Source organism: Stenotrophomonas sp., assembly GCF_032066555.1.
Classification (GTDB): domain Bacteria; phylum Pseudomonadota; class Gammaproteobacteria; order Xanthomonadales; family Xanthomonadaceae; genus Stenotrophomonas.
Map to the genome: position 1 here is coordinate 1 of NZ_DAMBKV010000029.1, position 23,316 is coordinate 23,316.

The 23,316-nt window shown below is 60.5% G+C and carries 21 protein-coding genes and 1 tRNA gene; 13 read left to right on the plus strand and 9 right to left on the minus strand.

Going from position 1 to position 23,316, the window contains the following annotated elements:
• Positions 1-169: 169 nt before the first annotated feature.
• Positions 170-451, minus strand: a complete 282-nt coding sequence (locus RT131_RS18965) for a hypothetical protein (protein WP_313174480.1) — start codon at positions 449-451, stop codon at positions 170-172.
• A 175-nt stretch (positions 452-626) separates the two neighbouring features.
• Here RT131_RS18965 and RT131_RS18970 point away from each other — a divergent pair, with 175 nt between their 5' ends.
• Positions 627-974 carry a Rieske (2Fe-2S) protein gene (locus tag RT131_RS18970; RefSeq protein ID WP_313174481.1) on the plus strand — a complete coding sequence of 116 codons (348 nt, stop codon included), beginning with the start codon at positions 627-629 and terminating at the stop codon, positions 972-974.
• 165 nt (positions 975-1,139) lie between these two features.
• Here RT131_RS18970 and RT131_RS18975 read toward each other — a convergent pair whose 3' ends face one another.
• The 4 genes from RT131_RS18975 to thiS form a co-directional block, all read right to left on the minus strand.
• Positions 1,140-2,987: an SLC13 family permease gene (locus RT131_RS18975; RefSeq protein ID WP_293715705.1), complete on the minus strand. Its 1,848-nt coding sequence runs from the start codon at positions 2,985-2,987 to the stop codon at positions 1,140-1,142.
• A 124-nt stretch (positions 2,988-3,111) separates the two neighbouring features.
• Positions 3,112-3,864, minus strand: a complete 753-nt coding sequence (trmB, locus tag RT131_RS18980) for a tRNA (guanosine(46)-N7)-methyltransferase TrmB (RefSeq protein WP_313174483.1) — start codon at positions 3,862-3,864, stop codon at positions 3,112-3,114.
• On the minus strand, positions 3,864-4,658 hold the full coding sequence (locus tag RT131_RS18985; protein ID WP_293715828.1) for a thiazole synthase: 795 nt from the start codon (positions 4,656-4,658) through the stop codon (positions 3,864-3,866). Before RT131_RS18985 ends, trmB begins: the two co-directional genes overlap by 1 nt.
• A gap of 365 nt (positions 4,659-5,023) precedes the next feature.
• Complete coding sequence (gene thiS / locus RT131_RS18990; RefSeq protein WP_313174485.1) at positions 5,024-5,224, minus strand: sulfur carrier protein ThiS; 201 nt, start codon at positions 5,222-5,224, stop codon at positions 5,024-5,026.
• A gap of 175 nt (positions 5,225-5,399) precedes the next feature.
• Here thiS and RT131_RS18995 point away from each other — a divergent pair, with 175 nt between their 5' ends.
• The 6 genes from RT131_RS18995 (at position 5,400) to RT131_RS19020 (ending at position 11,331) form a co-directional block, all read left to right on the plus strand.
• A complete protein-coding gene (locus RT131_RS18995) occupies positions 5,400-7,184 on the plus strand; it encodes an autotransporter domain-containing protein (RefSeq protein ID WP_313174518.1) in 1,785 nt (594 codons plus the stop codon).
• A 249-nt stretch (positions 7,185-7,433) separates the two neighbouring features.
• Positions 7,434-7,507: transfer RNA gene (locus RT131_RS19000), tRNA-Gly, on the plus strand.
• A gap of 124 nt (positions 7,508-7,631) precedes the next feature.
• Positions 7,632-8,507 carry a 30S ribosomal protein S6--L-glutamate ligase gene (rimK, locus tag RT131_RS19005; RefSeq protein ID WP_313174487.1) on the plus strand — a complete coding sequence of 292 codons (876 nt, stop codon included), beginning with the start codon at positions 7,632-7,634 and terminating at the stop codon, positions 8,505-8,507.
• 231 nt (positions 8,508-8,738) lie between these two features.
• Positions 8,739-9,212: a hypothetical protein gene (locus tag RT131_RS19010; RefSeq protein ID WP_313174488.1), complete on the plus strand. Its 474-nt coding sequence runs from the start codon at positions 8,739-8,741 to the stop codon at positions 9,210-9,212.
• Between the two features lie 108 nt (positions 9,213-9,320).
• Complete coding sequence (locus tag RT131_RS19015) at positions 9,321-9,998, plus strand: response regulator transcription factor (protein WP_057629745.1); 678 nt, start codon at positions 9,321-9,323, stop codon at positions 9,996-9,998.
• A complete protein-coding gene (locus tag RT131_RS19020; RefSeq protein ID WP_313174490.1) occupies positions 9,991-11,331 on the plus strand; it encodes a HAMP domain-containing sensor histidine kinase in 1,341 nt (446 codons plus the stop codon). Before RT131_RS19015 ends, RT131_RS19020 begins: the two co-directional genes overlap by 8 nt.
• Positions 11,332-11,690: 359 nt before the next feature.
• Here the strand turns inward: RT131_RS19020 and coaE are convergent, their stop codons facing one another.
• The 3 genes from coaE to RT131_RS19035 are packed head-to-tail and all read right to left on the minus strand — an operon-like array spanning position 11,691 to position 14,498.
• Positions 11,691-12,308 carry a dephospho-CoA kinase gene (coaE, locus tag RT131_RS19025; RefSeq protein WP_313174491.1) on the minus strand — a complete coding sequence of 206 codons (618 nt, stop codon included), beginning with the start codon at positions 12,306-12,308 and terminating at the stop codon, positions 11,691-11,693.
• Between the two features lie 55 nt (positions 12,309-12,363).
• A complete protein-coding gene (locus tag RT131_RS19030) occupies positions 12,364-13,230 on the minus strand; it encodes an A24 family peptidase (protein WP_313174493.1) in 867 nt (288 codons plus the stop codon).
• An 8-nt stretch (positions 13,231-13,238) separates the two neighbouring features.
• A complete protein-coding gene (locus RT131_RS19035) occupies positions 13,239-14,498 on the minus strand; it encodes a type II secretion system F family protein (RefSeq protein WP_313174495.1) in 1,260 nt (419 codons plus the stop codon).
• 346 nt (positions 14,499-14,844) lie between these two features.
• Between RT131_RS19035 and RT131_RS19040 the strand changes: the two genes are divergently transcribed.
• From RT131_RS19040 to pilB, 6 genes are all read left to right on the plus strand, one after another.
• A complete protein-coding gene (locus tag RT131_RS19040) occupies positions 14,845-15,291 on the plus strand; it encodes a pilin (RefSeq protein ID WP_313174497.1) in 447 nt (148 codons plus the stop codon).
• Between the two features lie 109 nt (positions 15,292-15,400).
• Positions 15,401-15,844 (plus strand): pilin, encoded by a 444-nt coding sequence (locus RT131_RS19045; RefSeq protein ID WP_313174499.1) that lies wholly within the window; start codon positions 15,401-15,403, stop codon positions 15,842-15,844.
• Between the two features lie 556 nt (positions 15,845-16,400).
• Complete coding sequence (locus RT131_RS19050; RefSeq protein WP_313174519.1) at positions 16,401-17,576, plus strand: phosphoethanolamine transferase; 1,176 nt, start codon at positions 16,401-16,403, stop codon at positions 17,574-17,576.
• 64 nt (positions 17,577-17,640) lie between these two features.
• A complete protein-coding gene (locus RT131_RS19055; protein WP_313174501.1) occupies positions 17,641-18,288 on the plus strand; it encodes a hypothetical protein in 648 nt (215 codons plus the stop codon).
• Positions 18,285-19,778 carry a hypothetical protein gene (locus tag RT131_RS19060; protein ID WP_313174503.1) on the plus strand — a complete coding sequence of 498 codons (1,494 nt, stop codon included), beginning with the start codon at positions 18,285-18,287 and terminating at the stop codon, positions 19,776-19,778. The genes RT131_RS19055 and RT131_RS19060 overlap by 4 nt, the downstream gene beginning before the upstream one ends.
• Before the next feature lie 38 nt (positions 19,779-19,816).
• Entirely contained in the window at positions 19,817-21,547 is a 1,731-nt protein-coding gene (pilB, locus tag RT131_RS19065) for a type IV-A pilus assembly ATPase PilB (RefSeq protein WP_313174505.1), read from the plus strand.
• 317 nt (positions 21,548-21,864) lie between these two features.
• Here the strand turns inward: pilB and RT131_RS19070 are convergent, their stop codons facing one another.
• Positions 21,865-23,277, minus strand: coding sequence for a sigma-54 dependent transcriptional regulator (locus tag RT131_RS19070; RefSeq protein WP_313174507.1), 1,413 nt, complete (start codon positions 23,275-23,277; stop codon positions 21,865-21,867).
• Between the last annotated feature and the right edge of the window lie 39 nt (positions 23,278-23,316).

Here is a 23,316-nt window from a genome sequence, read left to right on the forward strand (position 1 = left end):
CTGCCGAGCATGGCTCGGCACTACAAGATCGCTCCCTCCCTTTCGTGCAGCGAAGGGGAGGGCTGGGGAGGGGTAGGGCGCTTCGCCGTGCGGTAGAGCCGAGCCATGCTCGGCTGGGGCATTGCCGGGAGAGCTTCTGCCGAGCATGGCTCGGCACTACATATACGCGTTAGCGTGCTTGCGGCAAGGCTGCCTTGCGGACGACGTGGTACTCGGCATCGACGACCGTCGGGTCGGCTTTGCGCACGCTGCGGGCCTTGCGCGACGCCAGCAGTTTCCAAGTGATACCGCCCAGTATCATGGCTGCGCCGATGAACACACCGCCCACCACCAGTACCGCCAGAATGGCGATACCCAGCAGCCCCAAGGCGATCCGCACCAGCGGATTACGCGGTTTGCGCGGCTCGAACAGGTTGCGAAGCTTGGCAAATTGGACGTAACGGATATTCATGAAAGTTCGATGACGTTGAGTCTGGGACGGAGTATCAGGGGCGTTGGGGTCAATTGCGTGAAGTTGTCGTTAATTTGAATATGAATAGGCGGTGGCGACAAGGGGTTGAGTCAGCTTCGTCTTGGGCAACGAAGTCGCGTGCGACAATGACGGGCTCTTTTGTATTGGTGTTCCAATGTCCAGTGCCATCGCTTCCGGAATCGAACTTTGCCCGCTGGCCGCAGTGCCGGATCAGGGCTTCCATGCGGTCGTGGCCGTGATCGATGGCGATGCCGAAACCCTGGTGCTGTACCGCGATGGCGATCAGGTCCGGTCCTGGTTGAACGTCTGCCCGCATGCCGGGCGCGCGCTGGACTGGGCGCCGGGCCAGTTCCTGAAGAGCCGCGAAGGGCATCTGGTCTGTGCCGTGCACGGTGCCTCGTTCGAGCTTGACGGTGGCATATGCGTCGCCGGGCCGTGCAAGGGCGACTCGCTGCGCGCGGTGCCGGTGCGGGTACAGGACGGAAAGGTGCTGCTCGGCTGAGGCCGGGCCCACAACCCCGATGTGGGAGCGGCGTAAGCCGCGAAGCCGATAAAGGCGGATGGCAGACCGCCGCCTGCACTCGCCAGATCGCGGCTGGTTGTTGCGCAGAATACGACCGGCAAGGTCACGGGTTTCGCCGCCCCAGCACGCCCCCGCCGCGCCTGCTCAGAACATGATGTTGATCATCAGCACCACGATCACCGTGTAGAGCAGTGACAGCGGTCCGCCCACCCGCCACATCTCGCGCGGGGTGTATTTGGCCGGGCCCATCGCCATCGAGATCACCGGGTTGGAGGCGGTCATCAGGTTGTTGGAGGCCGACAAGGCCACGATCAGCGCGAACGCGGTGGGGTTGCCGCCGGCCGCCAACGCCAGGTTGACTGCGATCGGCACCATCACGATGGTCGCGCCAACGTGGCTGATCACCAGCGAGAACGCGGTGGTCAGCAAGGCCAGTGCGATTTCCAGCACCCAGACCGGGATGCCGGTGGGCAGTTTGTCGATGGTATGGCCGGCGATCCAGGCCGCCGCACCACTGCTGTCCATGGCCCAGCCCAGCGGGATCAGCCCGGCCATCATGAAGATGGTCTTCCAGTTGATCGCGGCGTAGGCCTCGTCCATGCGCAGCACCCCGGTCAGCAGCATGCCGGCCACGCCGGTCAGCAGGGTGAGGGCGACCGGCAGGTGCGAGGTGAGTGCGATGATGATGGTGATGGCGAAGATCGCCATGGCGATCTTGAACTTGTGCGGGCGCTGCTCACCCTTGGGGTAGTCGGTGACCACCACGAAGTCGCGGCTGCCGGCAGCGGCGGCGAGGTCCTGCCAGATGCTGTGGAAGACCAGCATGTCACCGGCACGCAGCGGCGTGTTGCGCACGTCCTCGCGGATCACCTGCTTGTCGCGGTTGATCGCCAGCAGGCTGATGCCGCGTTCCTTGCGCAGGCGCAGTTCGCCGGCAGTCTTGCCGATGACCTTGGAGGTGGGTGGCACCACCGCCTCGGAAATGCCGGCGCGGGCAGGGTTGAACAGGTCGCCCAGCTGCTTCAGCCGCGAGGACATGCGCAGGAACTGGTTCTGCGCGAAATCCGATACCTGTTGGCGCGGGCCCATCGCCCCGATCACGCTGCCCACCCAGATGCGCATGTCCGCCGGCGGCGACAGGCGGGTGTCATCACCGGTCTTCAGGGCCAGCAGCATGGGTGCGTCGAACAGGTTCTCGGCCTCGCCGACGGTCATGCCGACCAGCGGGCTTTCGGCGGTGACCAGCAGCTCGAAGACATCGCCCTCGATGCCATAGGCCTTGGCGAAATAGCTCTCGGTGCGGGCCGGTGCCTGGCCGTCCTCGCTCTCGGTTTCCTCTTCCTGCAGCTTGCGGCTGCCGTAGAAGCGGAAGTAGGCCAGTGACGCGATCAGCAGCGCGATACCAATCGGCAGCGGTGCGAACATGCGCAGCGGTTCGATGGTGGCGGTGCCGGAGGGCAGGTTGTTGTTGGCCGAAACCAGCAAGTCGTTGAGCAGGATCAGCGGTGAGTTGCCGACCATGGTCAGCGCGCCACCCATCACGATGGCGGCCGAGATCGGCAGCAGCTGGCGCTTCAAGGTGAGTGCGGTACGCGAGGCCAGGCGCGAGGCGACTGGCAGGTACAGCGCCATCACCGACGGGTTCTGCATGAACGAAGAGTTCAAGCCGGCGGTGGCGGTGGTCAGCAGCAACAGGCGTTTTTCCAGCCCATGCGAGCGCCGCAGCAACCAGCCGGCAAGCCGGTTCAGCGCACCAGTGCGGTCCAGGCCGGCGCCGAGGATGGTGGTGGCGATGATGCTCATTACCGCGTTACCGGAAAAGCCGCCGAAGATTTCTTCCGGCGCGATCAGGCCGGTGACGCCCAGCACCACCATCACCACCAGCGCCACCACGTCGGCGCGGATGCGCTCGAACAGGAACATCGCCATCGTGAAGCCCACCAGCCCGAGCACGAGCTTCATATCGGTGGTGAGCGTCAGCGCGGTATCCATCAGGGCAGGTGTCTGGAAAAGGAAAACAGGGGCGGGACGACGGCGCAGTCTGCCATCAACGCTGCATGGCCAGCGTGTGGATCAAGCGGCTTGTGGCTTGCTGCGGTCATCACGCCCTCGGTTCTCAGCCAGCGTCGCTGGCGTCTGGCTTGTCGTAAAGCAGGTCCCAGACGCCGTGGCCGAGTTTCTGGCCGCGGGTTTCGAAGTGGGTCTGCGGACGCCAATCCGGACGCGGCACTGCGCCACGCGGGCCGGCACGGTTGACCAGGCCAGGGGTGGCATCGAGCACGTCCCACATCTGCTCGGCGTAGTCCTCCCAGTCGGTGGCGCAGTGCAGGCGGCCGCCCGGGCGCAGCTTGCGCACCAGCAATTCGGCGAATGCCGGTTGCACCAGGCGGCGCTTGTTGTGGCGCTTCTTGTGCCAGGGATCGGGGAAGTAGATGCGCACTTCGTCCAATGCGCCGTCGGTGATTTCCTTCTCCAGCACCTCGACTGCGTCGTGGTGGTAGAGCTTGACGTTGTCGGCGGCGTCGTCGGCCAGCGCATTGAGCAGGCGGCCCACGCCCGGTGCGTGCACCTCGATGCCGATGTAGTCCTTGCTGGTATCGAACTGCGCGGCATAACGCAGGGCTGCGCCATTGCCAAAGCCGATTTCCAGCACCTTGGGCGCGTTGCGGCCGAAGGTGGCCTGCAGGTCGCGCGGTTCGCCGTTGAAATCGATGCCGAAACGCGGCCAGCGCTCGTCGAAGGCGCGCTGTTGGGCCGGGGTGAAGCGGCCCTGGCGCAGCACGAAGCTGCGGATCTCGCGGCGGCCTTCGGTCACGGTGAAGGGCTTGGGCGGCGCCTTGGCGCCTGCACTGTCAAAGGGATTGGTCATCAGCCGATCAGCCCATCTACCGGGGAGGAGGCGCTGGCATAGCGCTTGCGCGGGATGCGCCCAGCCAGGAAGGCCTCGCGCCCGGCTTCCACCGCCTTGCGCATGGCACTGGCCATCAACACCGGGTTGCGGGCGCCGGCAATGGCGGTGTTCATCAGCACGCCATCGCAGCCCAGCTCCATCGCGATGGCCGCGTCCGAAGCGGTGCCAACGCCGGCATCGACGATGATCGGCACCTTGGCGTTCTCGATGATCTCGATCAGGTTGTACTTGTTCTGGATGCCCAGGCCGGAACCAATCGGCGCGGCCAGCGGCATCACCGCAGCGCAGCCGATCTCTTCCAGGCGCTTGGCCAGGATCGGGTCGTCCGAGGTGTAGACCATGACGTCGAAGCCGTCCTTGACCAGCTGTTCGGCGGCCTTGAGGGTGGCCATCACGTCCGGGTACAGGGTCTTCTGGTCGCCCAGTACTTCCAGCTTGGTCAGGTTGTGGCCGTCCAGCAGCTCACGGGCCAGGCGGCAGGTACGCACCGCGTCCTCGGCGGTGTAGCAGCCTGCGGTATTGGGCAGGATGGCGTAGCGGTCCGGCGGCAGCACGTCCAGCAGGTTGGGCTCGCCCGGGTTCTGGCCGATATTGGTGCGGCGGATGGCCACGGTGACGATCTGGGCGCCAGCGGCTTCGGTGGCCAGGCGGGTTTCTTCCAGATCCTTGAACTTGCCGGTGCCGGTCAGCAGTCGGGAGGAATAGGTTTTGCCGGCGATGACCAGCGAATCAGGGGGGACATGTGCATTCATGCCCGAATTATCACCCATCCCGCCGACCGGTAGTGCCGAGCCATGCTCGGCAAAGGCTCAACCATGCCCGTAGTGCCGAGCCATGCTCGGCAGCGGCTTCACCGGTAATGCCCCAGCAGCCGGCCCCGTAGTGCCGAGCCATGCTCGGCAAAGAGAATCATCGGTAATGCCCCAATGCAGCTAGGCTGTGCTCTCCATGCGCGCCGCTGTAGCCCCCTCCCTTTGCCGCAGGCAAGGGGAGGGCTGGGGAGGGGTTGGCTTTTGAGTCCCTTGCTAACGCGAGTTTCGCGGCTGATGTCATTCCTGCAAGCACTGCTGGGAAAGCCTCTGCCGAGCATGGCTCGGCACTACCTTGCTGCGGTGCCTCAGCCGCCGCCCAGCGCATGCACGATCTCCACCACGTCACCGTCCTGCAGCGCGTGGTCCGCATGCTGGCTGCGTGGAATGATCTCGCCGTTTATCTCGACCGCGACGCGGCGCTCGGCCAGCCCTTCGGCAGCCAACAGTTCGATCAGGCGCAAGGCGGGCTGTAGTTGGCGTGGTTCGCCATTCAGATGGATATTCATGCCGCCATTCTCGCCAGCGCGGCGGAAAAAGCCCAGCCGACGGACAGTTTGCGGCGGCGCAGCGTGTGTGTCTTGCGCGGTAATGAAAACATAACAACGTGCGGCAGCGTATGTCTGCCGCTTCCCCACCCAGGAGTTGAACATGTCTCTTTCCCTTCGCCCGCTGCGCGCCGCCATGGCCGTTGCCATTGCCCTGGCCGCGGTGCCGGCCATGGCGCAGTCGCCTTACTCCAAGACGGTATTCTTCGGTGACAGCCTGACCGACACCGGCTACTTCCGTCCTGTGCTGGTGAAGCTGGATCCCAATGCTTCCCTGGTGGGGCGTTTCACCACCAACCCGGGTTGGGTATGGGCGGACTACATCGCCGACCAGTACGGCACCAACGCCAGCCCCAATGGCAACGGCCAGACCGGCGACAACTACGCTGTTGGCGGCGCCCGTGTGGGTGTGGATGAAGTCGGTTTGCTGGGCCCGACCCCGTCGATGAAGTCGCAGATGACCGCGTATCTGGCGGCCAATGGCGGCAAGGCGGATGCCAATGCGCTCTACACGGTGTGGGGTGGCGCAAACGATCTGTTCACCGTGACCAGCCCGACCCAGGCGCCGGCCGTCATCGGTGCCGCGGTAACCGAGCAGGTGGGCATCGTTGGTGCGTTGAAGGCCGCTGGAGCCGAGTACGTGATGGTGCCGAACCTGCCGGATATCGGCTTGACCCCGATGGCGCGGGCGGGTGGTGCGGCCGGCATGGCACAGGGCACGGCATTGGCCAAGGGCTACAACGACGCGCTGTTCGGCGGCCTGAAGCAGGCTGGCCTGCAGGTGATCCCGGTGGATACGTTCACCATCCTGCAGGAAATCGTCGGCAACCCGGGCGCCTATGGCTTCACCAATGTCAGCAACATGGCCTGCACCTCGGCCTCGTCAGTGACCTGCTCGCCGCTGAGCCTGGTTGCACCGAATGCCAACAACACCTATGTGTTCGCCGACGGCGTGCATCCGACCACGGCGGCGCACCAGATCCTTGGCCAATACGCTGTTTCGGTGCTGGAAGCGCCGCGCCTGCAGCAGATCCTGAGTCATTCGGCGCAGACCACCGGTCGTGCCCGCGCCGATCAGGTCGGTGCGCACCTGGGCTCGCGTCCGGCCGATGGCCTGAGCTGGTGGGGCAATGTGCGCGGCGACATGCAGCGTTACGACCATGCCGACCTGTACGATGGATTGGCACCGGCGGGTCTGTTTGGCGTGGATTGGTCGCGTGACGGCATGGTGCTCGGTGGCTTCGCCGGCTACGGCCGCATGGATGCCGACTTCGGCAACAACAAGGGTGACTTCACCCAGGATGACACCACCCTGGGCCTGTTCGCCGGCTGGTATGGCGATCGCGCCTGGGTCAACGGCCAGCTGAGCTACAGCTGGTTGGGGTATGACGTGACCCGCAAGGTGCAGCTTGGCCCGGCCACCCGTGAGCACAAGGGCTCGCCGGACGGCAGCAACCTGACCGCCGCGATCAATGCCGGTTACGAGTTCGGCCAGGCGGGGGGCTTCCGTCACGGTCCGGTGGCTGGCGTGGTCTGGCAGAAGGTGAAGCTGGATGGCTACGTTGAAAGCAACGCCAGTGCCACCGCGTTTGGCTACGGTGACCAGGATCTGGATTCGACCGTTGGCCGCATTGGCTGGCAGGCCCGCTTTGATGGCGATGGCCTGAAGCCGTATGTGCAGGTCACTTATGACCATGAGTTCGAGGACGGCAAGCAGGCCAGCGCCTGGCTGCAGACCTTGGCTGACGTTGGCATGTACAAGGTGCCGGGGCTGGAGTTTGATCGCAACTACGCCACCGCCGTTCTGGGGGCCCGTCTGAAGTTGTGGGGGCTGGACAGCAACATCGGCCTGAGCACCACCACGATGCAGAAGTCCGCGCGTGATGCCACCGTGTTCGCCAGCTTTGGCGGCAGCTTCTAAACTGCCGTGGGAAGTAGTAGCAAGTAGTTAGCTGTTGTGTGTGGGAGGCGGTGCCGCGTCAGCGGCATCGCCTCTTTTTGTTTGCGCGACGGGATCTCCTGGATGCGCGTGGTACCGGGTTTTACGCCCCTGCTGAGCGCCAACGGCCGGGAAAGCAGGACTCAACCTGCTGCATCGACCCGAAGCAAGTGCCGCAGGGCCGGCCGTTGCTTTGTCACAGCGTCACGCATAGACTTCACCCTCGCCAAAGCGGGCGTAGCTCAATGGTAGAGCTGTAGCTTCCCAAGCTACTGACGAGGGTTCGATTCCCTTCGCCCGCTCCACTCCCCGGCGATTGGCAAGGGGCAAAAAGGCAGGCTTTCACGCCGTTGCGAAGTCCCCATTTCAGATCATCCGGATCGACCAAGGCCGCGATATGCTGCGCGCCTACTGTCCGATCCCGCCGCGATGAAACTGGCCATCCTCTCCCGTAATACCAAGCTCTATTCGACCCGTCGATTGGTCGAAGCTGCACGTGCCCGCGGTCATACCGTGCGCATTCTCGATCCGTTGCGCTGCTATATGCGGATAACCTCCAGCGGCTTTGGCATGCACTACAAGGGCAAGGCGCTGACCGGGGTGGACGTGGTGATCCCGCGGATCGGGGCCTCCATCACCCGTTACGGCACTGCTGTGCTGCGCCAGTTCGAAATGATGGGTGCACGTACCCCCAATCCGTCCGACGCGATCCTGCGCGCCCGCGACAAGCTGCGTGCGCACCAGCTATTGGCCGCCAAGGGTATCGACATGCCGGTGACGGTATTCGGCGACAACCCTGACGACACCGACGACCTGCTGTCCATGCTGGGGCCGCCACCGCATGTGGTGAAACTCAGTGAAGGCACGCAGGGCAGGGGGGTGATCCTCACCGAGAAGCTCAGCGCGTCCAAGGGAACCGTCGAGGCCTTGCGTGGCCTGTATGCCAACTTTCTGGTGCAGGAGTTCATCGCCGAGGCCCAGGGAGCGGACCTGCGCTGCCTGGTGGTAGGGGACCAGGTGGTGGCGACCATGCGTCGGCAGGCGCAGGACGGGGATTTCCGTTCCAATCTTCACGCCGGTGGCAGCGCTGAGCGTGTGGTCTGCAGCAAGGCCGAGCAGCAGGTGGCGGTGCGTTCGGCCAAGGCGCTCGGGCTGGGCATCGCCGGTGTCGATCTGATCCGCTCCAAGCGCGGTCCCTTGGTGTTGGAGGTCAATTCCACACCGGGCCTGGAGGGTATCGAGGGGGTCTCGGGCGACGATATTGCCGGGCGGATGATCGAATACGTGACCAGCCTCAAGCGCTGAAGCAAGGGATGCAATTTCTTTGCATGGTTTTAACAAGCCTTTAATCCGGCTGGCCCTAGCCTGTTTCCACTGTGCCCAGCCCTCCTCAGTGGGTCCGGTGATCGGGAATTTTTAAGGCCCTGGCGGGTTCCGCCGGGGCCTTGTTTTGTCTGGATTTTCGTTTGCATCTGGCAGTTGTTGTGATCTTCACACAGCGCTAGAGTGAGCCCATTCCTAAGGAGAGGGTCCGCTATGCTGCGTGGTCTGTTGTTGGTAGTGCTGTTGGCTCCGGCCGTGGTTGTGGCAAAACCCGCCGAGCCGCCGTTGCAGGCATCCATCCCCTTCCAGGTGCAGCAGCAGAAGGTGCGCGGGGACCTGCAGGGCAATGAGGTGTACAGCGAGATTTCCTCGGCAGACCGAGGTCGCGTGCTTGAAGCACTGGAGCGCATGTCCCAGGCCATCGGTGCGGGTACGGCGGATGCCTTGCCAGCGGAGAAGAAGGTTGCGGTATTCAACGATCAGGAGCTGGTAAATGGCATCCTGACCAAGGCTCGCGAGGACAGTCGCCTGATCTGCAAGCGTGAAAAGCGGGTGGGTTCGCAGATGCCGACCACAAGCTGCCTCACCGTTGCAGAACGCGACCGCATGCGGCGTGAGTCCGAACAGCACGTTCGTTTTGCCCAGGATGGCAAGATCATCATCAACAATAAAGATGCTGTGCGGTAATCCTCGCGGAACGCACTGCTAGGAAGGCATTAACAAAGCCTGTGGTGTAATTCTTGGCAAGCAGACCAAGTCTGCTTGCTATTTCCAAATACGAAGGTAATCGCCCACGTGCGCATTCTTGTAATCGAAGACAACAGCGATATCGCAGCCAACCTTGGTGACTACCTCGAGGATCGTGGGCATACGGTCGATTTCGCCGCCGATGGCGTGACCGGCCTGCACCTGGCTGTGGTGCATGAGTTCGATGCGATCGTGCTGGATCTCAATCTGCCGGGCATGGATGGCATCGAAGTCTGCCGCAAGCTGCGCAATGACGCGCGCAAGCAGACACCGGTGTTGATGTTGACCGCGCGCGACTCGCTCGACAACAAGCTGGCCGGCTTTGATTCCGGTGCCGACGACTACCTGATCAAGCCATTCGCGCTGCAGGAAGTGGAAGTACGGCTCAATGCACTGTCACGCCGTGGCAAGGGTGCCCACACCCGCGTGCTGGAAGTGGGGGATCTGGAATACAACCTGGACACCCTGGAAGTGCGTCGCCAAGGCAAGCTGCTGCAGCTCAACCCGACCGCGTTGAAGATCCTGCAGGCCTTGATGGAGGCTTCGCCGGCGGTGGTTACCCGGCAGGAACTGGAGACCCGCGTGTGGGGCGAGGAACTGCCGGATTCGGACTCGCTGCGCGTGCATATCCATGGCCTGCGCGCTGTGGTGGACAAACCGTTTGAAGTGCCGATGATCCAGACCCGCCACGGCATTGGTTACCGTATCTCCGCACCCGATGCCTGAAACAGCCCTGCCTGAGATCGTGCGCAGGCGCGGACGCTACCGCCGGCGTCTGCGCAGCCGCATCATCCTCTCCTTCGTGTTGTTGGGCTTCTGCCTGACCACGTTGTTCGCATTCGCGACGAATTGGGCACGGATGCGCGTGGAAAACCAGTTGGTAGAGGATGTGATGAATCGCAACCTCGATGCCTCCTGGCAGAGCTATATGCGCAGCGGTGGCACCGACGTTGTCGCGCCGGTGCAGCAGATGCGTGCGTTCCTGTTCCGCCCGGACAAGCTTGATGGTCTACGCCGTGACTATCCCGAATGGGAGGGCTTGCAGGACGGTATCCACAACATCAGTGGTGAGGACGCCGAAGGCAAGCCGTTCTCCTACAAGGTCGGTGTACGCAAGACGCCGGACGCCTGGTTCTTCATTGCCTATGACATGGGGCAGGCGCTTCGTGGTGAGCAGCAGCTCAACCGCGCGCTGTTTCTGTCGGTGATCATCTTCAGTTTGCTGTCATGGGTGCTGGGCTGGTGGTCTGCCTCAAGGGTGATGCGGCCTGTATCCGATCTGGCGGCACGCCTGCGTGCCTATCGCGGTGGCAATACGCATCCCGAGCCGCTTGCCCCGCGTTTTCCCGATGATGAGGTGGGGCAGCTGGCCGAGGCGCTTGATGACTATTCGGCACGTCTGACCGAAGTGGTCCAGCGTGACCGCGAGTTCAATGCCGACGTCAGTCATGAGTTGCGCACTCCGCTGGCGGTGATCCGTGGCGCTACCGAGTTGTTGCTGACGCGCCCCAACCTTGATGACAAGGTGTTACAGCGCTTGCAGCGCATCCAGCGCGCCGAACAGCAATGCAGCGACTTGATCGGTTCGCTGTTGTTGTTGTCGCGCAATGAGCGTGCACAGGGCAGTAGCAATGTTGCGCGCGTTGCCGAGCAGTTATTGGAATCACACCGCGCCCAGCTCGGCGGCAAGCCCCTGGAGCTGGTGCTGGAAGGATCGCGCGAGCTGGTGATCGATGCTCCGGAGTCCGCGCTGTCCGTTGCCCTGGGCAACCTGATCGGTAACGCGGTGAAGTATTCGCAGGAAGGCAGGGTGCTGGTGAGGGTTGGCGCGAACGCTGTCGAAGTTATCGATAACGGTCCGGGACTAAGCGAGAAGGATGCTGCCAGCCTGTTCCAGCGTGGCTATCGTGGTACCCATGCAGGACATTCGCAGGGTGGCGGTATCGGCTTGTCCATTGTCAGCCGTCTGTGCGCGTTGTATGGGTGGCAGGTGGATATCCGTCCGGGCGAAGAGCGCGGCGTGATCGCGACGCTGACATTCGCCCCCGAGCAGCCTTGAGCTGCAATCAGAGGCTTCGATCGGCACGCTACAGCCGTATGGCCGTATAGAGCCATACAGCCACACAGCCATGCAGCCATACAGCCGTATAGCCGTATAGCTGCACAGCCTGGCGGCAGGTGGCGGGTTGAGGGAGACTGGATTGCGTCAGATTGCCCGCTTTTTGGCCCCTCTCCCGCCAGCGGGAGAAGGGCTGGGGTGGGGGGCGCTCTGCGCACGAATCAGAAGCTGTGATCGGCGCGCAAGGCGGTGAGCCGGGGAGGCTGGATGGCGCCGGATTGCCCGTTTTTAGCCCCTCTCCCGCTGGCGGGAGAGCGGTTGGGGTGCGGGTGCTCTCCGCGCGCTGTTGAAGGCAGCAGTCAAGCCAGCAACCCAGCAAGCTCCCGATAACGTGCATCCAGTGCTTCGATATGCACCTGCAGCGCGTCCGGGTGACCATCGTTGACGATCACGTCGTCGGCAATGGCCAAGCGCTGCGCGCGGCTGGCCTGTGCCTGGATCATGCGTTCGGCCAGTGCGGCATCGATGTTGTCGCGGCTGCGCAAGCGTGCGTGCTGTACTTCCTCCGGGGTATCCACCACTAGAATGCGCTGCAGCCAGGGGTAGGTAGAACGCCCGCCGGCTTCAGTCAGGAGTGGAATGGCGGCAATCGCATAGGGACTGGATGCCGCCTCGCAGAGGCTGCGCACGCGCGCGCGGATTGCGGGATGGGTGATGGCTTCAAGTGCGCGGCGTTCATCGGGGTTGGCAAACACGCGTTGGCGCAAGTAGGCCCGGTCCAGGCTGCCATCGGCCTGCAGAACCCCGGCGCCGAACAGCTCGGCAATCGCTGCAAGGCCGGGGCTGCCAATCGCGACAACCTCGCGCGCTGCTACATCCGCATCAGCCACGGCAATGCCCAGCGCCTCGAAGCGCCGGCTGACTTCACTCTTGCCCGAGGCGATGCCGCCGGTCAGTCCGACGATGAAGCTGCTCATGCGATGACTCCGATACAACAATGGCCCATGAAGGGCCATTGTCGCGTGTGCTGCCTTATTGCTGTAGCCCTGCCAGCCGCATGTAGCCGCCTATCATCTGGTCGCCCCACATGAAGACCAGCCAGCCGGCGATGGCCAGATAGGGGCCAAACGGGATGGGTGTGGCGCGGTCGCGCCCCCGCGAGTACAACCAGATCGAGCCGATGATGGCGCCGACCAGCGAGGACAGCAGGATGATTGGCAGAATGCCCTTGAGTCCGCACCAGGCGCCCAGTGCCGCCAGCAACTTGAAGTCGCCGTGGCCCATGCCTTCCTTGCCGGTGATCTGCTTGAACAGCCACCAGACCGTCCACAGTGACAAATAGCCGACTGCGGCGCCAATCAATGCAGGCTTGGCCGGCATGTAGAGATTGTCCATGCTGCCGATCAGGCCCAGCCACATCAAGGGCAGGGTGAGCTGATCAGGTAACAATTGGGTGCGCAGGTCGATACCCGACAGGGCGACCAGGAAGCAGCTCAGCACGATGGCGCCAAAGCCCTGCCAACCAAACCCGAACTGCCAGACGCTGGCCAGCACCATCAAGGCGGTAACCAGTTCCACGATCGGGTACTGGATGGAAATCGGTGCCTGGCAATGCCGGCACTTGCCGCGCTGGATCAGCCAGCTGAACAGCGGGATGTTCTCGTACCAGCTCAGCTTGTGCTTGCAGTGCGGGCAGTGCGACGGCTCCACCACGATGCCCGGCGGCGGCGGCTCATAGATATCCGGCTGCTCGAGGATCTCGCGCGCATCGCGTTTCCACTGCCACTCCATACGCTTGGGCAAGCGCAGGATCACCACGTTGAGGAAGCTGCCGATCAGCAGTCCCAGTCCGGCCGCGGCGGGGTAGCCGAGACCGGGATGCTGGTCGAGAAATGCCATGCTTTTAGTTATCCGATTACCGAAGCGAGCTTGAATATTGGTAGGTACATGCCAATCACCATGCCGCCCACGATGGTGCCTATGAACACCATGATGATAGGTTCGAGCAAGCTGCTCAATGCATCCACTGCATTGTTGACTTCCTGTTCGTAATACTCAGCAACCTTGAAAAGCATCGTATCAAGTGCGCCGGCTTCTTCGCCGATGGCGGTCATCTGAATCACCATATGCGGAAACAGGTTGAGCTGTTTCATCGCCATGTTCACCGGATAGCCGACTGCTACGTCGTCGCGCATCCGCAAGACTGCTTTTTCGTAGACGCTGTTGCCGGTAGCGCCGGCAACAATGCCCAACGCCTCCACAAGTGGTACACCTGCTTTGAAGGTCACGGCGGTGGTACGGGCGAAGCGGGCGATCGAACTGTTGTGCATGATCTGGCCGATGATCGGTACCTTCAGGATCAAGCGGTCCAGTGCGTGTTGCATGGCTAGCGATCGCTTGAAGGCAAAGAAGATACCGATCGCGCCTGCAATGCTTATCAGCAAGATCCAGATGCCATAGCTGACCAGGAATCTGGATGCGGCGACAATCATCTGGGTGAAGGCTGGTAGCTCGGCGCCGAAACCCTTAAATACGTCCTCGAACTGCGGGACCACCCATACCAGTAGGATGGAACTGACCAGTATCGCGACGAAGATCACCATGGCCGGATAGAACAGTGCCTTTTTGATCTTGCCCTTCAGGGCTTCGATGTTCTCTTTATAGTTGGCGATTGTGTCGAGTACCGTCTCCAGAACGCCAGCGCCTTCGCCGGCCTTGACGAGGTTGCGATACAGCTCGTCGAACTGAACCGGGTGTTTGCTGATGGCTTCGTAGAGCGACGAGCCGCCCGAGATGTCGGCCAAAATCTGACCGATCATTTTCTTCATGCGTGGGTTCTTGTGACCGTCACCAATGATTTCGAGCGACGCTACAATGGGTACACCGGACTTCATCATCGTCGCCATCTGGCGACTGAAGAAAGCGATGTCTTTGGCCGAAATTTTTGCGCCGGCTGTGCCAAACAGTGGTTTGCCCTTCGGCTTGACGACAGTAGGCGTTATGCCTTGTCGACGGAGCTCTGCCTTAAGCATGTTCATGCTCTTGGACTGTTGCTCTCCCTTCATTTTGACACCGCGCTTGTCGGTGCCCTCCCACACGAATGACAACAGCGGGTCCGTCGTGCGGGCGCTGGATTCGGTCTTGATTGCGTTACGGGTAACAGACATCGGTTCTGGGCTCCCCGCCCGGGCCCTCCCCGGGCCGGGCATCTGTCTGCATGGTAGCTGCTTCGCTTGCGGCTGGCATCCCTCTGGCGCGGATCGCTTGCTCTTTTGTGTGAGGACCGTGCGCAAGAGGGGCGAAATGTGACGCTTTGCGTCACATTGTTTGATTGTCGTGGTTTGACGTGTGGATTGGGGCTTCCATTCCTGCCCGCAGATGCGATGATTGTGCTGGGGAGTAGGGGAGTGCGATGTTGGCACGTAACCTGCTTTGTTGTACCCCGCATGGGGTGGTATGCCTATGCGGCTCCACTCTTGGTTTTCAATCACATATCTCTAGGGGATGTACGCAATGAAGAAGCAGCAGGGTTTTACGCTGATCGAACTGATGATCGTGATCGCGATCATTGCTATCCTGGCCGCCATCGCTCTGCCGATGTACCAGGACTATGTTGCCAAGTCGCAGGTCACTGCGGGTCTGGCAGAAATCACCCCGGGTAAGGTCCAGGCTGAAACTCGCAATTCGGAAGGTGGCGCCGCTACCACGGTCGCAGCTGACTTGGGCTTGGCTGACAAGTCGACCCGTTGCTCCACCATCGCGGTTGACTATAAGGCCGCTGGCGCAACCAACATCAAGTGCACGCTGCAGGGCAACGGTCAGGTCAACACCAAGACCATCGAATGGGATCGTACTGCGGATGATCCGGCTTCGGGTGTTGCTGGTGTTTGGACCTGCAAGACCAATGTCGCTGCCAAGCTGCAGCCGGCTACCTGCAAGACTTCTGCTTCCGGTACCTGATTATTCATTGACGATAAGAAAAGCCCGCGTTTGTTCGCGGGCTTTTTCTTTGGTGATTTTATCCGTTCTGTTGCTACGGCATTTTTGAATCTTTGGGGGGGGCGGAGCTGTGCGAGCGCATTCTGATCAGGGTGGATTCACGTTGATTGAGTTGATAATCGTGATCGCGATTATTGCAATCCTTGCCGCGATTGCCTTGCCAATGTATCAGGACTATGTTTCCAAGGCCCAGGTCACGGCAGGTTTGTCAGAGATACTTCCGGGCAAGCTGGAGGCGGAAACCAGGGATGCGGAGGCGCGTGTTGCCACCTCGCTGCCCGGCGATCTGGGGCTGCCGTCCAGTACTGCCCGTTGTTCGGAAATAACCGTTAATTACGCAACGGATGGCCAAACGTTGTTGAAATGTGAGCTGGCCGGGAATGGCTTGATTGAGGGGACTTCAATCACGTTGACCCGCGAAGCGGACAGTGCTGACGGAATGCATGGTGTTTGGAGCTGCACAACGAGTGTGGCGGAGCGGTTAAGGCCTAAAAATTGTTCAGCGAGTAGCTGATTCTGTGTCTGCTAGATACCGTCTCCCATCTGCTGGCAGCGTCCTCGTTGCATCTTTGGTGCGGAGTTCTCGGTGGCGTGTGTTGCCGGTGTTGCTGTGCGCATTGCTTCTGCTTAGTCCAAACATCTGCTGGCTTATGGTTGGAGGTAGGGGGGAGCTCGACGAGATAAGTTTGCGAGCCCTGCAAGGGGCTTTTGGCTTTGTTCTCTTATTGCTTTCTTTTATTCGATCGCTGCCCCGGCTGGTAGCTGGCGTGGCAGGGCTATGCGCGATGCCCGCTGTTCTGGCGACTTGGTACATTTTTTCGTTTACTGTTCCGCCTGATATCAATGCACTCTCTCTGATTGCAGAGACTAGTACATCCGAAGCACGTGATTTTTTGACATCCACTCCGGTTTGGGTATGGGGCGGGACGTTTCTGGCTGGCTTTTTTTCAATATGTGGGATGTTGCGACCTTGGAGGGCTTCTGATCGCTGGCCCGCACGCGCACTTGCTGGGCTCGGCGGTGGCATAGTCCTAATTATGTTGTCGGTCACTTTGGAACCGGATGAAAGTATGTTTGGGTCATTGCCTGACGATGCCCCTCCCTCTGCCGCCCGTGCTGCCTTGTTGGCTAGCTACCCATTGGGTATCCCGCTGCTTATAAAGGATTATTTTGTTTCGCGCGAGGTTGTCGCCTCAGCTGTGGATCGCAGGCGGGCGCACAAGTTTGGAGCGAAACTAGTTTCAGGCGAGCGATCTGTTCGGAAAATCTATGTATTTGTGATCGGTGAGACGGGGCGCGGTAGCCGTTGGCAGGCAAATGGATATTCTAGGCCGACAACGCCACGCATAATAAGGAGATCGGACACAATAGTATTCAGTCGAATGAGTACTCCTTTTGTGTTTACTCGGCTTTCGGTCCCTGCAATGCTCACCCGGGCAGGGACCAGAGATTCGTCGCACTTTAACGAGGGGTCGTTGGTCGCGGCGTTTAAAGAGGCAGGTTTTCGCACTGTGTGGATATCGATGCAGGCGCCGCTCGGTTTTCATGAATCAATGGTCTCATCATATGCGGCCGAAGCAGATGATGTTCAATTCATCAATCCTTCTGACTACGCTGCCAAGGGGCTTCCTGACATGAATGGTGTTGATGCACTTGTTGAATATGTGCGGCATCAGCCGGTTGATGTGAACTTGTTCATTGTATTGCATACATTGGGAAGTCATTTCAAATATACCGACCGCTACCCTCTGGAAGATGCTTATTTTCTGCCGGATCGTCCTGCGGCTGGAAGGGTAAGCTTATATGATCCGAATGACGCACTATATTTATCCAATGCGTACGATAACTCCGTGCGTTATACGGATAAGGTGCTGAATTCGCTCTTTGATCGCATTCAGGAATTCGGCGGGGAATCTTGGGTTTATTATTCGGCTGACCACGGAGAGGCCATCTTCGACAGTTGTGACGGTAGCTCGGGTCACGGTCAGTTCAATGCAGAGACGCAGTCTGTTGCTGCAGCGTTCTGGGCATCGCCCGGATATGTGGGCAGAAACGAAAGTCGGATAACAAACCTTCGCGCGCGGGCTGGTGCCCCCCTGTCCACGGTGATGGTGTTTGAAACGTTGACCGGCCTGGCGGGTCTGGAAATGCCAGGTCAGCGTATGGGCCATGATTTTTCTGGCAATTATCCTGTTTCTGCTCCTCCGCCCCGACGTTACGCAAGTTGTGAAAAACCGCTGGAGTAGCAAGCTGGCAGATATGCAGTGTGAATTATCTTGGTAACGGAATGCATAAACGTAAGGAGGGAGGATGTTGTTGACCGAAGCCGCAAAGGTGGAGCCGCTGTCGCCTTCACCGAGTTCTTTTGCGTCAATATCCTTGGTGGGCGTTCTCTTTTTCTTCTCGGGGGCGGCTGCGCTTATCTATCAGGTGTGCTGGCAACGAGTGCTGTTCGCCGGGATGGGGGCCGATTCCATCTCGATAGCCATAATCGTTTCGGTCTTCATGCTGGGGCTGGGCTTTGGTGGGATTATGGGTGGCTGGGTTGCGGATAGGTTTCCAAAGGCCTTGGTTTTGTTTGTGATAATCGAGCTTTTGATAAGTATTTACGGCTTTCTTAGTGTTGGTATCTTGGATGTCGCGATGCGGAGCGCAGACTTGCATAGCGAGTTGGTGGTGATGCTGGTTGCTCTGCTTGTGACTGTGATACCGACCACGTTAATGGGAATGACTCTGCCTATTCTGGTGGTCTGTCTGGATCGTGTGGTTGAAAATGTAGGTCGAGTCACTGGATACCTGTATTGTGCAAATACGCTTGGAGCGGCATTGGGTGCATTTTTGACCGGTTTTTACCTATTTAAATTTCTTGACATAGAGCGGGCGACTTGGCTTGCTGCCGTGATCAATCTGTTGGTGGCTGGCGGTGGTGCGGTTTTTATTAAAGGGTGGCGGCAATGAAATGGATGCCGCGCGGTCTGGCATTTATCGTTGGTGCCGCGAGTTTGATCCAGGAAATTCTTTGGGTCAGATTGGCTGGTTTCGCCACAGGCGGATTACCCGAAGTCTTTGGTATTGTGCTCGGCCTGTATTTGATCGGGGTCGCTGCGGGGGCCTATTTCGGTCGTCGGCTTTGCGTGACTGATATGTGTGCGGTAAGGCGCAGTGCGGTGATAGTGCTGTGCGTGTCAGTTGTTTTCGATTTTACGGTTTTATTTATATTTGTTCGAGCAATTGGTGTAATGCCCGTGGTAGTCGCATTGATGCCTCTTGTTTTTATTGGTGCCGCATTGAAGAGCGTATTGTTTCCCGTTGCACATCATTTGGGAAGTAATGACGCCCTGCAGTGGAAAGGTGGTTCGTTCTCAAAGGTCTACTTCTCAAACGTTATTGGGTGCACGTTGGGACCGTTGGTTGTGACGGTATGGGCCATGGATGTTTTGCCCATTGAGCAATTGTTCCTGCTTACTGCCGGGATGACGTTGGTCGCCGCAAGTTGGGTTGCGAGGAGGTGGTTGGTGTTTCCGATTGCCGTTATCTTTGCGGCAGGAGCATTGGCTATTGCTCCGTTGCTTCCGCGTCTGATGGTCAATGTTGCTACAGTTACTGGTGGCATTGAGCCTTCTTGGTTAGTCGAGCGGAAAGAAGGCGTTGTTCACACAGTGCCCGATTCACAAGGTGATTTTGTTTACGGGGGTAATGCTTACGATGGACGGATCAATATTGATTTGCGTAGGAATAGCAATAAGATAGATCGCGTATATGCGGCGATGGCAGCGGTTGTCGCCCCTCGAAGAGTTCTGGTCGTTGGGATGAGTGGCGGCAGTTGGACTAGGGTTATTTCGTCGTTTCAATCTGTTGAAACGATTGATGTTGTTGAGATAAATCCGGCATATAAGCAGCTGGTTGCGCGTTACTCCGAGGTTGCCCCGATACTTGTGGATCCGCGCATTAATATTCATATTGCCGATGGGCGGCGATGGCTGCGCTCTCATGTCGATAATCATTACGATGTGATTGTTGTTAATAGCACCTTCCATTGGCGGTCCGGTGCGACAATGCTGCTATCCAGGGAGTTTTTTGAACTGCTTGAAGGGCATTTGAATGAGGGGGGACTTGCTTTGGTGAATACCACCGGGTCGCCCGAGGTGCTGAAGACGGCTGACGCAGTGTTTGAGCATGCTTATCTTTTCGGGAATTCGGTGATGATGTCCCGAAAAGATTATCGGCCCACTCTGCGCAGTGGCACAGCTTCCATTTTTGCAACCAGATTCGACGGTGTGGCGGCATTCAATGCGAACCGCGTTGAGGATCAAAGGGCTATTGCCGCTGTGGTCAATGCACCCTTGCTCGCCATAGGTGAAGTTGAGCTGCGGTCGGGCCGATCCGCGGAAATCAATACCGACAAGCGGATGCTGACCGAGTATAAATACGGCGAGCAACTACGTTGATCCCGATGGATCGACTTCACAGTCTTTAGGTGCTAATCATGAACGCAGCTGTCAACGCAAACCTCGTCGGAATAACCGGGATCGCCCGCAGGCTGGTCCAGGATGGTGCCTTGGATGAGGCGGTGGCTCGCACGGCGATGACCCAGGCAGCCGACGCCAAGGTGCCATTGGCGCAGTGGCTGGCTGACAAGAAGCTGGTGAGCGCCGCACATATGGCTGCTGCCAACGCGATGGAGTTCGGCATGCCGCTGCTGGACGTGTCGGTATTCGATGCCAGCCAGAACGCGATGAAACTGGTCAGCGAGGAACTGCTGCGCCGGCACCAGGTGCTGCCGCTGTTCAAGCGCGGTGGCAAATTGTTCGTCGGTACCAGCAACCCGACCCAGCAGCTGGATGAGATCAAGTTCCAGACCAACCTGGTGGTCGAGCCGATCCTGGTGGACGAGGAACAGATCCGCCGGACCCTGGACCTGTGGCTGGCCAGCAACGACTCGCTCGGAGACAGTCTCGGCGGCGACGACGAGGGCATGGGTGATCTGGATGTTGCGGCCGGCGATGAGGACATGGGTGGCGGTGGCGACACCGGCGTGGACGCCAAGGGCGATGACACCCCGGTCGTCAAATTCGTCAACAAGGCCCTGGTCGACGCGATCCGAAAGGGCGCTTCGGACATCCATTTCGAGCCTTACGAAGACGATTATCGGGTGCGCTTCCGCATCGATGGCCTGCTCAAGACGGTGGCCAAGGCGCCGGTCAAGCTGAACCAGCGTATCGCCGCGCGCCTGAAGGTGATGGCGCAGTTGGATATCGCCGAGAAGCGGGTGCCGCAGGATGGTCGCATCAAGCTCAACCTGTCCAAGAGCAAGCAGATCGACTTCCGTGTCAGCACCTTGCCAACCTTGTTTGGCGAGAAAGTGGTGCTGCGTATTCTTGACGGCAGCGCGGCCAAGCTGGGCATCGACAAGTTGGGCTATGAGCCCGATCAGCAGAAGCTGTTCCTGGAGGCCATCCACAAGCCGTACGGCATGGTGCTGGTCACTGGCCCGACCGGTTCGGGTAAGACGGTGTCGTTGTATACCGCGCTGGGCATCCTCAATGACGATACCCGCAACATTTCCACGGCCGAGGATCCGGTGGAAATCCGCCTGCCTGGTGTGAACCAGGTGCAGCAGAACAACAAGCGCGGCATGACCTTTGCCGCAGCGCTGCGCTCGTTCCTGCGACAGGATCCGGACATCATCATGGTCGGCGAAATCCGTGACCTTGAGACCGCGGAAATCGCGATCAAGGCAGCGCAGACCGGCCATATGGTGCTGTCCACGCTGCATACCAATGATGCGCCGCAGACCATCGCACGTTTGATGAACATGGGTATCGCGCCTTACAACATCACCTCGTCGGTGACCCTGGTGATTGCGCAGCGCCTGGCGCGGCGTCTGTGCCCGAACTGCAAGCGGCCGACCCAGTTGCCGGAGAATGCGCTGTTGGCCGAAGGCTATACCGCCGAGCAGATCGCCAAGGGCATCAACCTGTTCGAGCCGGTGGGCTGTGATGAATGCACGGAAGGCTACAAGGGCCGTACCGGTATCTATCAGGTGATGCCAATGACCGACGACATCGCGGCTATCGTCCTGCAGGGCGGCAACGCGATGGATATTGCGGACGCTGCGCAGAAAATTGGCATCAATGATCTGCGCCAGTCAGCATTGTTGAAGGCGGCGCAGGGCACCACCAGCCTGGCCGAAATCAACCGCGTCACCAAGGACTAAGCCCGGGTAGTGCCGAGCCGTGCTCGGCGGGGGACGTTCCTGGTAGTCGTCAGCATGTAGTGCCGAGCCATGCTCGGCAGAAGCCTTCCTGGGAGAGCCGCAGCCGAGCATGGCTCGGCTCTGCAGTGGGGTAATGCCCAGCCGAGCATGGCTCGGCTCTACGGTGGGTTTCCGGGTAATGCCCAGCCGAGCATGGCTCGGCTCTACGTTGGGGTTTCCGGGTAATGCCCAGCCGAGCATGGCTCGGCTCTACGGTGGGGTTTCCGGGTAATGCCAGCCGAGCATGGCTCGGCTCTACCTTGGTTATGGGTACCGCCTTACTCCATGCCCAGCTTTTTCAGCTTGTAGCGCAGTGCGCGGAATGTGATGCCCAGTTGCGCGGCGGTCTTGGTCTTGTTCCAGCGGTTCTCTTCCAAGGCCTTCTGGATCACTGTGCGCTCCATCTGTTCGATGTAGGAGGGCAGGGCGGAGCTGGCGGGGTCAATGTCGACCACGGCCTCCTGCACGACAGGGACGACCGGCGCGGCAGTCGGTGCATCGCCGCCGGGGGCAGTGCGCGGCACGGCATTCTGCGCTTGCGGCAGGCGCAGGTCGCTGGCATCGATGCGGTCGCCATCCGCCAGGGCCAGGGAGCGCTCAAGGATGTTCTCCAGTTCGCGGACGTTGCCGGGAAAGGAATAAGCGTCCAGCGCCTCAAGCGCCGAGGCTGCCAGTTGCGGCGGCTTCTGACCCTGGGATTGCGCCAGCCGTTGCAGGATGGTGTTGGCCAGTTGCGGCAGATCGCCGCGGCGTTCACGCAGCGGGGGTACCCGCAGTTCGATCACGTTGATGCGGTAATACAGGTCATGGCGGAAGCGGCCGTCCTGCACCAACGTGCCCAGGTCCTTGTGGGTGGCCGAAAGGATGCGCACATCCACGGTGACTTCGGTGGCCGCACCAACGGGGCGCACCGATTTTTCCTGGATGGCGCGCAGCAGCTTGACCTGCATCTGCAGCGGCAGCTCGGCCACTTCGTCCAGGAACAGGGTGCCGCCATTGGCAGCCTGGAACAGCCCTGGCTTGTCGGCATGGGCACCGGTGAAGCTGCCCTTGCGATGGCCGAAGAACTCGCTTTCCATCAGTTCGCTGGGGATGGCACCGCAGTTGACCGGGATGAAGGGGCCTGCCGCGCGTGCGCCCTGGTCGTGGATGGTGCGCGCCACCAACTCCTTGCCGACGCCGGATTCGCCCAGGATATAGACCGGGGCCTGGCTGCGGGCAACCTTGCCGATGGTGGCGCGCAGTTCGTCCATCGCCGGTGAGCTGCCGAGCAGGCGGGTGGCACTTTCCGGCGGGGGCGGCGTGCTGGGGCGGGCTTCGTTGTTCAGTTCGATGGCGTGGCGGACCAGCCCGCGCAGCACATTGATGTCCACCGGCTTGCTGACGAAGTCGAAGGCGCCGGCTTTCAGGGCCTCCACGGCCAGGTCCATGCTGCCGAAGGCGGTGATCATCGCCACCGGGGTGGAGGGGTGGTCGCGGGTGATTTCGGTGACCAGTTCGATGCCATTGCCGTCGGGCAGGCGCATGTCGGTCAGGCACAGGTCGAAATGATTGCTGGCCAGCAGCTCCCGGGCCTCGGCCAGGTTGGCGGCGGTGCTTATCCGCAGACCCATCCGCCCGAGGGTGAGGACAAGCAGTTCACGGATATCGCGTTCGTCATCGACGATCAGGGCGCTGTGTGTTGCGTTCATGAATGGAACGATAGCCGAGGTGGAGGCTTGCCTACAAAC